11 protein-coding genes and 1 pseudogene are annotated in these 13,790 nt (G+C 53.1%); 3 read left to right on the plus strand and 9 right to left on the minus strand.

The features are described from left to right. Positions 1-69: 69 nt before the first annotated feature. Positions 70-1,308: an acyl-CoA dehydrogenase family protein gene (locus V6L79_RS14680; protein ID WP_338579051.1), complete on the minus strand. Its 1,239-nt coding sequence runs from the start codon at positions 1,306-1,308 to the stop codon at positions 70-72. A gap of 389 nt (positions 1,309-1,697) precedes the next feature. Here V6L79_RS14680 and msuE point away from each other — a divergent pair, with 389 nt between their 5' ends. The 3 genes from msuE (at position 1,698) to V6L79_RS14695 (ending at position 4,047) form a co-directional block, all read left to right on the plus strand. Beyond that, complete coding sequence (gene msuE, locus V6L79_RS14685; protein ID WP_261742212.1) at positions 1,698-2,261, plus strand: FMN reductase; 564 nt, start codon at positions 1,698-1,700, stop codon at positions 2,259-2,261. Between the two features lie 46 nt (positions 2,262-2,307). Next, positions 2,308-3,402, plus strand: a complete 1,095-nt coding sequence (sfnG, locus tag V6L79_RS14690; RefSeq protein ID WP_261742213.1) for a dimethylsulfone monooxygenase SfnG — start codon at positions 2,308-2,310, stop codon at positions 3,400-3,402. Positions 3,403-3,705: 303 nt separating this feature from the next. Then, positions 3,706-4,047 (plus strand): hypothetical protein, encoded by a 342-nt coding sequence (locus V6L79_RS14695; protein WP_338579052.1) that lies wholly within the window; start codon positions 3,706-3,708, stop codon positions 4,045-4,047. A gap of 393 nt (positions 4,048-4,440) precedes the next feature. Here the strand turns inward: V6L79_RS14695 and V6L79_RS14700 are convergent, their stop codons facing one another. From V6L79_RS14700 to V6L79_RS14735, 8 genes and pseudogenes are all read right to left on the minus strand, one after another. Next, positions 4,441-4,821, minus strand: coding sequence for a type 1 fimbrial protein (locus V6L79_RS14700; RefSeq protein WP_338579053.1), 381 nt, complete (start codon positions 4,819-4,821; stop codon positions 4,441-4,443). 229 nt (positions 4,822-5,050) lie between these two features. Next, positions 5,051-5,843 (minus strand): annotated as a pseudogene (locus V6L79_RS14705) (IS3 family transposase); the annotation flags it as partial. Positions 5,844-5,991: 148 nt separating this feature from the next. After that, on the minus strand, positions 5,992-7,197 hold the full coding sequence (locus V6L79_RS14710; protein WP_321836446.1) for an EAL domain-containing response regulator: 1,206 nt from the start codon (positions 7,195-7,197) through the stop codon (positions 5,992-5,994). Between the two features lie 182 nt (positions 7,198-7,379). Beyond that, positions 7,380-7,826, minus strand: a complete 447-nt coding sequence (locus tag V6L79_RS14715) for a hypothetical protein (protein ID WP_261742217.1) — start codon at positions 7,824-7,826, stop codon at positions 7,380-7,382. A gap of 328 nt (positions 7,827-8,154) precedes the next feature. Further along, complete coding sequence (locus tag V6L79_RS14720; RefSeq protein ID WP_019822634.1) at positions 8,155-9,195, minus strand: fimbrial protein; 1,041 nt, start codon at positions 9,193-9,195, stop codon at positions 8,155-8,157. 11 nt (positions 9,196-9,206) lie between these two features. Then, positions 9,207-11,744: a fimbria/pilus outer membrane usher protein gene (locus tag V6L79_RS14725; protein WP_338579054.1), complete on the minus strand. Its 2,538-nt coding sequence runs from the start codon at positions 11,742-11,744 to the stop codon at positions 9,207-9,209. A gap of 103 nt (positions 11,745-11,847) precedes the next feature. Then, entirely contained in the window at positions 11,848-12,531 is a 684-nt protein-coding gene (locus tag V6L79_RS14730; RefSeq protein ID WP_019822636.1) for a molecular chaperone, read from the minus strand. Between the two features lie 61 nt (positions 12,532-12,592). Continuing rightward, positions 12,593-13,120, minus strand: a complete 528-nt coding sequence (locus tag V6L79_RS14735; protein WP_321836448.1) for a fimbrial protein — start codon at positions 13,118-13,120, stop codon at positions 12,593-12,595. Positions 13,121-13,790: the final 670 nt, after the last annotated feature.

Below are 13,790 nucleotides of genomic sequence, written 5' to 3' on the forward strand. Positions count from 1 at the left end.
TCTGTTTTGTCTTGAGGCTGATTACAGATGATTAGTTGGTGAGGTATCTGGCACCCGCGTGATGTCGGCTTACTTCAATCCAGCGCCGATCTGCCAGACGTAGGGCGGCTCGGTATTGTTGATTTCCCAGTCGCCGATAATGCGTTCCTTGTAAATGAGCGGGTTGTGCGAGGCCGCAGTGCGGGCGTTGCGCCAGTGACGATCGAGGGCCTTGCCAGTGCTGGTGGCCGAGGCGCTGAGGGCGTTGAACAGGTCACTGGTGGCGCGCAGCACAAGGTCGGCGATCACCACTTGGGCCTGGGCCGATTCCAGTTCGGCCGCGATGTTGGCCTCGCGTTCTGCGACTTCGTCATGGGCGAAGCGGCTTTCATACGCTATCTGCAAGGCGGTCGCCGCGCGCAGGGTGGTGGCGCGTGCGGCATAGACCTGCGCCGATGCCTTTCCTACCACTTGCTGCACCTGGACGTCCTGGCTGACGTGGCTGGCATTGCCGGTGCTGAAGATGCGCGTGCGTGTGCGCACTTCTTCCGTGATGTCGCGCACCGCGGCACGGCCGGCACCAGTCTGAACCGCCAACAGCACCAGTTGATAGAAGGCCGTTTGGTACTTGAAGCGGGTGGCGAAGTCGAGCAGGTTTTCGGGCTCCACCACGACGTTTTCGAATACCGAGGTGCCGCTACCGGTGGTGCGCTGGCCAAAGCCATCCCAATCGTCGCTCTGCGTGATGCCCGGTTGTTGCACGCGGACGGCGGCAATCACGTCGGCACCGTTGTCATCGCGCTGGGCATAGAGGTCGATCCAATCAGCGAAGATGCTACCGGTGCTGTAGTACTTGGTGCCATTGACCACCCAGTGTTCGCCCAGACGCGAGACACGAGTGCCGACCTGGCCGATCTTGACACTGCCGATTTCGGTCCAGGCATTGCCCACCAGCTCACCCTCGACAAAACGCTTGAACCAGGTGTCCTGTGGTGCGTCGGCTTGGGCATTGAGGCGGTCTTCGACAAAGGCAAAGTGACCGCGCAACGCCTGTGGCAGATTGGAGTCCGCTTCGGCCAACTCGATCAATAATTCAAACAGTTGGGGCAGGGAAGCGCCTGCGCCACCGTACGGGGTTGGCACACGCACAGCGCCAAAGCCGGCTTCCTTCAGCCATTTCACTTGTTCAAAGGGCAGGCTGCGGCTTTGCTCGCGTTCCAGTGCACCAGCGGCGATGCGTGCAAAGATCGGCCGGAAGCGCTCGGCCAGGGCCTGGTAGTCAGTACCGGTGGAGAGGGGGCGTGGTAGGTGTTGTTGCTGGACTGTCATGGTGCAACTCCTTTTGGAAGGCAAGAGACGCAACAGCGCGGTCGATCTGTTGCGTACTGCTGTCAGTGCACAGGTCGTGCCTGGCGCTGTAAAAGCCGTTTTACAGGCCATGCGAGGTGTCAACGGTCCTCACTCCTGTCGCCTGCCGGGCAATTTGTTGAAGCGCTGACCGCCCGACAACAGAGGTCCGGGTGGGGCTATGTGCCAAACGCCGCGTGACAACTGTTGTGAGTGCAACAGTTGATCAACAGCATGTCCGTCGGGCGACACTGAGCGTTTACGAAATATACATAACTAATTGATTTATATTGAATTACTGAATTGGCACGGTTGCTGCTCTAGTCCTTGCGCAGGTGCCGCGGTGGCCTCTGCCATCACGAGGACGGGCAATGAGCAGCACACTGAAAGTGGTTGCGGTATCCGGGAGCGTGCAGCGGCCTACGCGTACCCTGGTGCTGCTTAAGGCACTGATCGCCGGTCTTGCGCAAAAACTTCCGATCGAGCTGCACCTGATCGAGTTGTCCGAGGTCGGACCGCAGTTTGCCGGGGTGCTGCGCCGTGAAGACTTGCCCGCTGCGGTCGAGGCCGATCTGCAGGCCATTGAAACGGCCAACCTGCTGATTGCTGCCAGTCCGGTATACCGTGCCTCGTACACGGGGCTGTTCAAGCACCTGTTCGATTTCGTCCATCACCAGGCGTTGAACAACGTGCCGGTGTTGCTGGCCGCCACCGGTGGCTCGGACCGCCATGCCCTGATCATCGATCACCAGTTGCGCCCGCTGTTCGGCTTTTTCCAGGCCCTGAGCTTGCCCATCGGTGTGTATGCCGCCGAAGCCGATTTCACCGATTACCAAATCACCAGCCCGCAGTTGCTCGAGCGCATCGAGCGCGCTGTCGAGTCGGCGGTATTGAGCCTCACTCCGACTGTTCAACCGGACGCCAGCGCAGCCTGACGTTCCGGCTCAACCCTCACTTCAACGAATCAATGGAGTACATGCAATGAGCCAGGACAACATTAAGTTTGCCTACTGGGTTCCCAACGTCAGTGGCGGCCTTGTGGTCAGCAAAATCGAACAGCGCACTAGCTGGGACATCGATTACAACCGCAAGCTGGCGCAAATCGCCGAAAAGGCCGGCTTCGAATACGCCTTGTCACAGATCCGCTTTACTGCCGGTTATGGCGCCGAAAATCAGCACGAATCGGTGACCATCAGCCACGCACTGTTGGCCGCCACCGAGAAGCTCAAGGTGATCGCGGCCATCCTGCCTGGCCCATGGAGTCCGGTGCTGGCAGCCAAGCAGCTGGCCACCATCGACCAGTTCACCAACGGTCGCGTCGCGGTGAATATCGTGTCGGGCTGGTTCAAAGGCGAGTTTCGCGCCATTGGCGAGCCATGGCTGGACCACGATGAGCGCTATCGTCGCTCGGAGGAATTTATCCAGGCGCTAAAGGGCATCTGGACCCAGGACAACTTCAGTTTTCATGGCGATTTCTACCGCTTCCACGACTACACCCTCAAACCCAAGCCACTGCAGCAACCGCACCCGGAAATCTTCCAGGGCGGCAGCTCGCGTGCGGCGCGGGACATGGCTTCGCGGGTCTCCGATTGGTACTTCACCAACGGCAACACTGTCGAAGGCATCAAGGCCCAGGTCGACGACATTCGGGCCAAGGCCGCGATCAATGGCCACTCGGTGAAAGTAGGGGTGAATGCCTTTGTCATCGCCCGCGAAACCGAGGCCGAGGCCCGCGCGGTGTTGCAGGAAATTATCGCCAAGGCCGACCCCGAGGCCGTTAACGGTTTCGGCAGCGAGGCGAAGAACGCCGGAGCCTCCAGCCCGGAAGGCGAAGGCAACTGGGCCAAGTCCACCTTCGAAGACTTGGTGCAGTACAACGATGGTTTCAAGACCAATCTGATCGGTACGCCTAAGCAGATTGCTGAACGCATCGTCGCACTCAAGGCGGTGGGCGTGGACCTGGTGCTCAGTGGATTTCTGCACTTTCAGGAGGAGGTGGAGTACTTCGGCCGCAAGGTGTTGCCGCTGGTACGTGAGCTGGAGCGCGAGGCGGTGGCGACCAAAGCTGTGGCGTAAGAGGAGGGCTTCGCCCTGCACCATAAGCGCCTGGGAGCTCGCCGTCGGCGTGTTTGCCGGGCTTGGGGCCCTCGTCTGTCGCGATCCCGAAACTGGCGGGTTACGACGTGACATTCTGTGAGGGGCCACTGCTGCTGATTTTGACGTGTGTCAGAACCCATTCGTGTTTCGAGAGTCTGAAAAGACTAACGTTCTCAAAGCTCTGTAGGGAGAGGGCGTTCACCCTCTGCAAATCGCTGGGCGCTGAGTGGCCCTGTGAGCGCGTGTAGGACCTGTTTTCATCAATGAACAAGGGATATTCCATTGATCAAGCAATTCGTTTTAGGGCTGTTGGCTGTGTCTGTACTGGCCGGATGTGGTGACGACAAAGAGAAGGTTGCGCGGGAGAAGATTGGGGAAGTGAAGGTCGCTTTCGATAACCGACCACAAGGGGCTCTAAACGAGGCTGGGACTCATAGTCTGACCTCTGCTGACATTAACGCCTGTGTATCTCAGTTGACTGATGCCAAGGCGAAGCTGGACCAGATTCAGACTGAATACGCTTCTACGCAAGCCGTTCAGTCAATGGAAACTCAGGTGTTTGCTGGAAAGCTTCGTGGTCAGTTAGCGACCTGCAAGCAAACCAAGGCTCAAATGGGCTGGTAATGCTCGTTGCGGTCCGGTCTGCTTTCTCGAATGGAATCGCCGGACCTCATGACATATGCCGTTGAATTTTCAATAGGTGTTACAGAGAGTTTGAGTGCCTATCTGGTTGCAGTACGTCTGTTTCGGACGATTGCTTTCATAGTTTTGCCACGCTTGGGCTGCTTGCTGAGCCTGAACTGGACATTACTTGCGCTTCGTTTGCGAATTTCTGCATGTCGAATTGGTAGTTGCTCAAATTGGCTGCGATATACCGTTTACCCAAAGCTCCTGTTTCTGGAGACATGTGACCATTTACGACGCATTTATGAACGGCTGTAAATTGTTGTGGTAGTTACCCCACCACCTCCAAACTGGATCTAAGGTGCCTCCCAAATGTAAGCCAGCGATTAGTCTTCAGGGCAAAGTCAGAGTGATCACGTAAGCACCCGACAGCACCGGTTTTCCCGAACCTTCCACCAACTCGTATTGTTGATTGTAATAGCGACCATCTGGACTGCTGCCAGCGAGCAACTTGACTTTGACGTTGGAATGCCCGGTAGCACTGACAGAGCTGACCGATTCAACTCTACGCACGTTTACCGCACTGCCAAGCTGTGGGCTCGGGCACCTTTTGAACTCAAAGGTCGAACTCATTTTTACATTGGTGATACAGCCCGACTCCTCAATACTGCCGTGAAACTGGATAACCCCTTGCCCTAACGGGACGGCAGCCAAGCTAACACCGCTCAACGCAAAGACCAGGAATGTACCTATCGCCAATCGATTATTGTCCATGCTAATGCTCCTTTGGATTGTAAGGAACGCATCGATAATTCTGGCTGATATTTTGAGTTTATTTTGGAAACTTCAGATGTTTTTTCTCGAAAGTGAATCGTCCCTAATGTTGTAGAGTCATTGGAGACCCGCTTTTGTCCGATTTCTGCCTGTCGCTATCGGCAGCTATAGGTCGATAGTGTAGTGGTCAACTAATCCCGGACACGACGTTAAGTTTTGTCTCGGCCTGGTCAGCATCCGGGTTTCCTGACAACGCCCAGCCCACTATCTGACGCGCATACAGATCCATAACCACGGCCAGGTAGTGCCATTTTCCTTGCGCCCAGATGTAGGTGATATCACCGCACCAAACCTTGTTTGGCTCGGGAACATCGAACTCACGATTCAGTGTGTTTGGAATGTCAGGCCGCTCTACCGTTGCTTTTTTGTAGGTATGTGCGCCAGGCTGCTTGCTGATCAACCCCAACCCCCGCATCAAGCCACGCACCTTGAAACGTCCGATCTGCTCGCCATCTTCCTGTAACATCAACACAATACTGCGGCTGCCAGCAGCGCTTCGACTTTGGGTGAACAGCTCGTTGACTCGACTACGTAATCGAATCCTCTCAACACCCAGAGATCGCCGCCTCAGGCGATGGGCGTAGTACGTCGAACGGGTGATTTCGAACACCTCGCACAAGCTTTCAATGGGTTCATGTGCGCTTAGCAGATGGATCGGCGCGTGCGCTAGAGGTCTTCCTACATCAAGAGCGCGGTAGTTTTTTTTAGTATCGATTTATCTCGTTCGAGACTAGCGATTCGAGCTTCCCGCTCCAGGATTTTTTGCTGCTATGGGGTCAACGCCTTGCTCTGTGGGGTTACACCTGTGCGTTCCTGTTGAAGCTGGCCAACCCAACGGCGCAGAGCCGACTCGCTAATGCCGAATGAGCGACTGGCTTCGATGAAGCTGTGATTTTGCTTAGCACGAGGTCAGCAGCCTCGCGTTTGAATTCAGCGGAAAAGACACGGCGTTGTTTGGTCATCTGACACCTCGATCTGGCGAGCATTCTCGCCTAAATGGGTGTCCGGAATCATTAGACCACTACAAGAGCACGCCATAGCTCTTGAAAGGGAACCACTCACTTGACTCGCAGCGAGGAGTGTAAATAGTGGGCCGACTTTTCATCGGCTTCACCTGACGCTAAAAGATGGGCAGTTGAATTGGTAAGCTTGTAAATCCGCCACAAAGTTGCTGCATGACGTGGCACCACCGATGAAGAAGCCTTGCGCTTGGTCGCATTCGATACTGCGTAGAAAGTCGAGTTCTGCTCGGGTCTCTACACCTTCAGCAACCACCGTAAGGCCCAGTTTTCGACTCAGATCCACGAGGCTGCTCAGTGCTGAGGCTAGACTTTCATTTTCAGCACAACCATGCACCAATGAACGGTCTATCTTGAGCTCACTGAAGGGCGTGGAAACCAGATTGAAGTAGGAGCTGAATCCCTTGCCGAAGTCATCCTGAGCTAAACCAAACCCCATCATGCGCAATCGGCAAGCGCCGGCGTAATAATTGCCCAGCTCTTCGGTGGTTGAGCTTTCCATCAACTCAAAGACGATGCGGCTCGGCTCAGTACCATGGTTCACAACGTAATTGTGCAAACGGTCAACCAAGTCGTGCTCATTCAGTAAGTGAGTAGGCAAGTTGATTGACACAGGCATATCCCGGCCCAGCGCGCGCCACTGTCTTTGCGCCTGCAAGGTTTGCTCGAGCATCAGCCACAGTAGTCGCTCTTCCAGCCCCAGGCTGATCAGTGCGGATAGAAAATCTTTGGGCAATAACAGCCCGGATTCTGGATGGGCCCAGCGCACCAGGGCTTCGGCACTGAGAATGTTGCCATTACGCAGCGATATCTTGGGTTGGAACCAGGCTTGAATCTGCCCATTGTTCATGGCCAGTTCGATACTGCGCGGGTCAATATTGAGGGTATGTACGCAGGCCGATTCAGCATTGAGTCGGGCTACAGCGAGGCGTGCTTTCAAATGTCTGAGCGCATCGGTCTCAACCGGCTTGGCGATCAGGCCGAGGACTGAGAGCCCAAGGTTTTTAGCCGCCAACTCGGCACTGACCAGCATGCGGCGCGGCGCGGCACTGACCAATGCCAGCGCTGGTGGTTGTTCCAGGGCAGCAACTTTCTGGATCAATTGCACGCCGTCCATGATGGGCATCAGTAAGTCGCAGAGAAGCAAATCATAGGCATGACGGGCTAGACACTCCAACGCCACAACGCCATCCCGGACGGTGTCTACGGTAAAGCCGCCAACCTCATTAAAAACTTTCAGCACATACTCAAGCTGAAAAGGATGCGCCTCAACGATCAGTACACGATAGGGTTTCACGGGTCCCTCCTTAAATTGTGTTGAAAGCAGTAATGCCTGATCAGCCAGTTATTCAATCCCGCATTCACACGCGAGCCCGGCCGGCCACCAATGGGCATCCATGCCCATGCCGTCCAGTCAGTTAAAAACGTGCCAAACGGTTTTCAACGCCAGGATTTAAATCGTGATACGGGCAACCTCCGTTACGAGTCGAGATGGATTTCGGGGAGGCTCATAACACCCGAGTTGAGAAGGTCTACACGCTTCCAGGTATTAACCCACCACACTAATGCTTTCAAAATAACGGTATTCATCGAAACCATTAAGATGTTTGCTTGTTCTTTAATTTGGTGCACTTGGCCTGTTTTGAACTTGCAAAGGTGGTGTTTTATGTTGCTCGGTGCCGTACGAAGACTAATGTGCGTATCGGTTGATTCAGCCGCGTTGCCGTTCTGGGATGTAAGAAGCGCCAATATGAGTTTCAGGCTCGATAGCTGGTCGGTCCACTGCATCCACGCTTGTTTTATTTCACCGCTTATGCTCCGGTCGTGTCGGGTAGCAAGAGTCACTAGGGATTCATAGAGGTTCTGTGGAATGGTCACGTCGAGTTTTTCTGCAGATGTGACTTCTACGTTGTTACTTTGATTCATAACGCTTCTTCCTCCTGGAGCTATATGCAGTCCTGATGTCGCATATGTTGTGTGTATGTGCGGGGTCAATAGGTTTTTGCCCGGCAGTCACCCGTCACAGAGGCAATACTCGGTGATCAAGTTATCGGCTTTAGTGATGATGATGCCAGGGCACAGATTATTTAAATCCATGCCCATTAATGTGGTTATAGAGGGTGAGGACATAGTCCGCACCAGGTGTTATTAAATAGACCTCACATTAATAGCGGGTAAAGGTACAGCGCTTCAAAAGGCTGATATTGTTTGTGCATTGCGGTACTCATAATTGATGGCAGGTGGCCATTATATATTACTTGAAGGTAATATCGATGTTCGCAGATGCTCGAAAAGGGCCAACTTTAGGCGTAGTACTGAGCCACTTAAGGCTCGCTAAAAAGTTTTTTCTGACGTTGGTGCCATTCACCAGTCCCAGTTCTACGGGGGTGTTCATAGGGATAAAGCTCATCGGTGTATTTTGCTGTGATAGCACAATCCCGAAGCCGCTGTTGCTGGTCGGCAGGATAGTGGTTGTGTCCTGCACGGGGTATGTCGAGCTGAAGCTGGCGTTCAGAACCTGTCCCTGGCAATCCTGGCCACTGTCGGGCCCTGAGATGTCGGCGCTTATGGAGAAGGGCACCTGTTTTTCGATGAACCCCACCCTGGCATTTTGACGTGGAATGCTACCAAAGTTTACAGCCGAGCCATTATTTGCAGTCACGGTCACTTTAGGGTTGCACGAGATAAACCTGATATTGCCCAGCCCGGATACATAGGCATTGAAGTTGCTGTCGGCGACATTGTTAAGTCCGCCCACACCATCGACCTGGAACAAGGAGTACGCCCCGGTGTTGGTAATCCTGCCGCCCGGTGGCGGTGCGGCTCCGGTGGCCTTTATATATATCGAATAGGACACCGTCAAACTGAGAGATTGCGCAGGCGACAAGCAGGTAGAGCCTCTTTTTCGGCAGCGTGTTCCAGGACCGATATCTTGCCGTGCTGAATTCACCAACTTGTAGTCAATACTGCCGTAGTTAACCCCTATTTCAATTGAATTATGAATGCTCTTCAAATTGTTTTTTGGGTCCCAATACAGGTAGGCATTTTCCCCACCAGGATGGTTTCGATCGTCAACACACTGGAAGGTAGACGTGAACGTCGGGGAGCGCCACAGCAATGCGCCCGGCACGGTATTGGCAGTAGAGACCTTGATCTGTTCAGCGAGCACAATATCCTGACGGATGCTGCCGTTCTTTTTACATGACAAGGCATAACTATTAGATGAGACCGCTGCCAGGGTGATTATCAATCCGGCGGTCAGTCCTCGATGTTTATGCGTTAATAAAAAAAACATATGGTGTCCTTTTATGGCTTCACGCAGGCCAGCGAAAGCTCTTGATAACCGATGTTCTGTTCTTCCATGACGGCCAACTCGGGCACGCGCAATGAGCACGTTTCGTTTATGCCGGCTCCCCATTTCACCAACAAGAGATCACCCGTGGAGGCACCCGAGATGTAGATGTCTCCGTTAGTGCCAACCGTGCCGCTGTTTTTGCCTGTCGCGCTGAAAATATTGGCACCCAAGGGAGGCGAGTTGCCGTCGCTCATCGTGCTGTGTACCAAAAGGCTTTGGCCGGAGTGAGTTTCAAACGTCACACGAGGAATAGCCCCACGTGTTGGCACCACATCCCTGGCCGCCAGCGGGATATCCAGGCCGCTGCCAATATCTTCAGTCCTTAACGCGATACGGTTGTGACGATAGGGAGTAGCAGAAGTCATGACTGCATAGCCGGAGCTGTCAATTTCCACGCCAGGCTGGTTTTCCAGGCGCACGCCCTTGGCGTTTTCGGCTTCGATCAGTACGAATGTACTTTGCAGCGGCTGGGTCAGAGTGAGCCCACGTGCGTGTGCCACGATGCCCCCTGACACGCCCAGTGTGGTCTGTTGGTAGTCGTTGCTGTAGCTATAACCCGCGTTAATCAGGCCCTTGTTGCCCTGGTAGCCGATGTTGGCCGAGGACGTCTGCCCGGAGTATTCGTCATGTCCGGTCTGCACTACGTAATTGAGCCGGTCATCGTCAAGTGCCGTGCCACTCAGGCCAGAGCTGTAGGTGTTACCCGACTGCTCGCTGTGACCGACATTGAAACTGGCCGTCATGTCTGACGATTCCTTACTGAAAAAGCTGAACGGAACCGATACGGTCACATTCACACTGCGGTCCTTAAAGCCATAGTTACTGCGGCTATCCTGATAGAAAATGCCATAGCTGGTATTTTTGTAGCTGCTGTTAAAACCTGCCTGCACTGTTCGGTCTTCACTGGAGCCGCCCCAGTAAGACTGATTGCTCACGTTGGCATATAACGTCGAACTGGCGCCCATGCGCTGGTTGATAGACAGCTCGACACGTTGGCGTTTATTGCCGAAGTTGTCGGTATAAGTGGTCCGACGACGAGACTCTGCCCAACCTGGCACACCCAGATTGCGGTAATCATTTTCATCGTAGTACTCGTTACGGTAAGTGCCGCTTTCATAGCTGTCACGTTCAGCTACAGCATCAGAAAAGTCGTAATAACCGGAGGTCGAATAACGGTAACCGGCAATGCGAAATTCGGTCCCAAGGTCGCTCAGCGACTTGGAATACAAGAAGCGCACGCTCTGACCTTGTTTGCTATCGCCGTTGGCCAGGTCGGTATCGGAGTAAGAGGCGTCGAACGACACCGCGCCCCAACGGCCCATGTTTTTACCCAAGCCTGCTACGGCGGAACGATAGTTCTGCGCCACCATCAGACCGCCGTAGGGGGTAACGTCATAAGTCATCCCGCGTGACAAAGTGCCCTGTACAAATGACGGTTGGTAGTGGGTAGTCCCGTCATGGTACTTGCCGGCTGTCAGCTGATAGTCCCAGATCCCTTCACGCAACATGTTGGGCACCGAGGAAAAGGGCAGGGTAAAGCTGCTTTTTGAGCCATTGGCTTCAGTGATCGTTACATCCAGATTGCCGCTTAAAGAGCTGGGGTAAATATCGGTAAGCGCAAACGGGCCAGGGGGGACGTTCGTGCTGTAGATCGTGTAACCATTCTGCCGGACTTCAACCCGGGCAGCGGTCAATGCAACCCCGCGCACTACCGGGGCGTATCCACGCAGGCTCTCTGCCAACATGTCATTGGCGCTAGACAGTTGCGCGCCACGGAACTGAATACTGTCGAAAACGTTACTGTTGGTGTTGGTTTGCCCAATGATCAAACGGCTACGCCAGGGCACAATATCTGTTTCAGCCCAGGTCGAGATATTATCGAAACTGGAACCCGCGCCTGATTGCTGGCTCAGCGTAGAGTTATTTCGCAATCGCCAGCTGCCGACGTTGATACCGTTGTTGAGGCTCAGAAAGGAGTAATCCGAAGATTTATCCGCTTGCTGATGGCCGTAACGGTTGTGGCTACCATTGAAGTTGTAATTGATAAAGGCGGCATTCACGCCCTGATCATAAACCTTGGGTGAGATGGAACCTTGCGCGCGAGGCTCCAGAAATAATTGCGGCACCTCAATGTCCATGCGTTGCAGCGCAGCGTCATGACTCAGCTGTGCACCTTGGACTTCTTTGTTCAAGGCAAAGCACCCCGTGGGATCTTGCACTTGGCGATCTGACAGCTTGATCCCGTAGCCCCGGTAAGCCAGAGCCGTCAGGCACGGCACTATTGGCTGGTCGGGGGCGAGCTTTTTGAATTCGATATCACGATGATCGATGCGTTGACCATTCAGGAAAACGTCGAACGGATAGCTGCCGGGCAGAATATCGTCGCTGCCTGAAAGTGCCGCCACCTGAGCCGCATTTTCGTTGCCACGAATGAATGACGTGTTGAACTGGTCCGTGGCCTTGGCAAGAGGGGCGAGTAGAAATGGCACAACATAAAAATAACCTGCGCGGTTAACCATTTTAATTCTGCGTGTCAGCTTGTGTGTAGCTGTTTTTAGGTGCACCACGACTCTTTCCCCTGCGAAGCATGACTCATTTCAACGAGACGTTTTTGATCTCGGTGTGCCCGCCATAATTATTGATATAGGTAAACGACAGGCCGTTTGCGGACTGTGCATTTGATGGCAGGGCAATCTTGAGACTGTCATATGGGCCGACCATATCGGCATTTACTTTCCAGGTTTTATCGCCGTTGCTGAGCGTTAAAATACCTAGTGTTACGTACATGGGGCCGTTATTGGTCACGGTTAACACCTGGCCTTGACGCTGCCATTTCAAGGCTTCAGCCTGGGCTTGCAAATTGGTTTGCAACGCCTGTGGCCGATAAAATAATTTAATACGCGTACGAATCGCTACTTGCAGTACATTGTCCTGTTTAGGGGCAGGAGGAATTTCCTGTACATTGACCCAGAACAGGGATTCGCGATCTTGTGCCAGTCCTTTCCCTGAATAGATAAAACGTAAAACAGCCTCTTTATGAGGCGCCAGTTTCAAGATGGGTGGCGTCACAATAATCGGTATGTCGCGCGGTATTTGACTTGCATCGCCCGTATCCAGCCAGGTTTGAACCATGTAGGTTTCCTCGCTGTCGTTATTGATAGAGAGCGATGCGGACTTGCTGTCACTGTTATAAATAACGCGTGTTGCATCTACCTGAATGCCAGCAAACGTGTTCGCGGAACAGGCGAGCAACGCACACAAGAGTACTTTTTTCATAAGGGGTTCAAGCGCTCAGAAAAGTGGCCATCCTTGGCCAGTGATTCTCCTGCGGGGTTATTTACTTGTACTCGATAGCGAATGTCGCGGTAGCGTTCGCTTGACCTGCCGTTACAACGTCCTGGTAAGACTTGTAACGGGCGCGCAGGTTGAATGTGGCAGAGCCCGGGTTAGCGCCGTCAGCAGCAACGGTGACGAGCGCGGGGCTGGTAACATTCTGGCTGATTGGCAATGTGGCGCCATTGTGGTCCAGTACTTCAATACCTACACCGCCTGCGCCGCCAGTCACAGACAACAGTTCTGGATGGCCCGCTGGAGTGTTGCCATCAAAACGCAAGGTGTAATCACCTGCTTCACATTTTTCGAGGTTGATGTCGAATGCTTTCGCGCCGCTGGTAGAACCTGACGTCGGGAATGCAGTGGTTGGGTATTTACCCAGGTAAACTTGTTTGTTCTGGTCTTGGTCCGACACTTTACAGGTGGACTGTACAATTTCGCCGGTGAAGGCTACGTTGCCATTTGCAGCCACTGCGTTATAAGCACTCATGGACAGTGTCAGTGCAGCTACGGACAATACAGTTTTTTTCATTTTTCTTTACTCATCAATTAATAGGGGGGCAAGCAAATAACTGGCAGCACTCTTTTGAGTGAGCCCGCAACTAAAGGGTAATAAAATTCACAGAATAAATAATTACCACCGCGTAAGTCATGACAAGTCATGGCAAGGGCGGATTAAGTAACTTTCTATTAAGGTATGTCAGATCGCTTAATTGCTGGGCAATACACTGGTTTGTGATATTCGCATCAACATACTCGATGACATTGAAAGATTATTGCCGAGCCGAAACTAGCATGTCAATACAATGGAATTTTTCCAGTACTATGCTTGGTGTCGTTTTATTGACGCTGCATTTGCGCCTGTCTAATATTATTTATGTGTTTAAGATCAGTAAGTAGCTTGCCAATGAGATCTTGAGTGGATAGATAGCCTTAAAATTCAATTTACTAAGGTGTCAGGCAGATGGTCGAAGCTTTACATTGTTTTTGAAAAACGAACTTCATCGTCAAAAAACAGACAGTGCTAAATTTTTTTTGTGAACAAATATCCCCTGAAACTAGTACTCGTCAGATGTGATTTTTTTTCTTGGCTGGAGCAAATGTCTCCCAAAAGGGTCAATCCCTGAATGGCCCGGGGTGGATAATGTGGTCGAAACCCAAAGGCGCCGAGTCGACGATTGGGTGAGTGAAGTATCACAGGA

The sequence above is a fragment of the Pseudomonas sp. ML2-2023-6 genome (genome assembly GCF_037055265.1).
GTDB classification, from domain to species: Bacteria; Pseudomonadota; Gammaproteobacteria; order Pseudomonadales; family Pseudomonadaceae; genus Aquipseudomonas; species Aquipseudomonas kulmbachensis.

What these genes read in the sequence shown, in the direction of transcription:
- V6L79_RS14680 (WP_338579051.1), bottom strand. Translation starts at nt 1,308, where the DNA reads ATGACAGTCCAGCAACAACACCTACCACGCCCCCTCTCCACCGGTACT.
- msuE (WP_261742212.1), top strand. Translation starts at nt 1,698, where the DNA reads ATGAGCAGCACACTGAAAGTGGTTGCGGTATCCGGGAGCGTGCAGCGG.
- sfnG (WP_261742213.1), top strand. Translation starts at nt 2,308, where the DNA reads ATGAGCCAGGACAACATTAAGTTTGCCTACTGGGTTCCCAACGTCAGT.
- V6L79_RS14700 (WP_338579053.1), bottom strand. Translation starts at nt 4,821, where the DNA reads ATGGACAATAATCGATTGGCGATAGGTACATTCCTGGTCTTTGCGTTG.
- V6L79_RS14715 (WP_261742217.1), bottom strand. Translation starts at nt 7,826, where the DNA reads ATGAATCAAAGTAACAACGTAGAAGTCACATCTGCAGAAAAACTCGAC.
- V6L79_RS14720 (WP_019822634.1), bottom strand. Translation starts at nt 9,195, where the DNA reads ATGTTTTTTTTATTAACGCATAAACATCGAGGACTGACCGCCGGATTG.
- V6L79_RS14730 (WP_019822636.1), bottom strand. Translation starts at nt 12,531, where the DNA reads ATGAAAAAAGTACTCTTGTGTGCGTTGCTCGCCTGTTCCGCGAACACG.
- V6L79_RS14735 (WP_321836448.1), bottom strand. Translation starts at nt 13,120, where the DNA reads ATGAAAAAAACTGTATTGTCCGTAGCTGCACTGACACTGTCCATGAGT.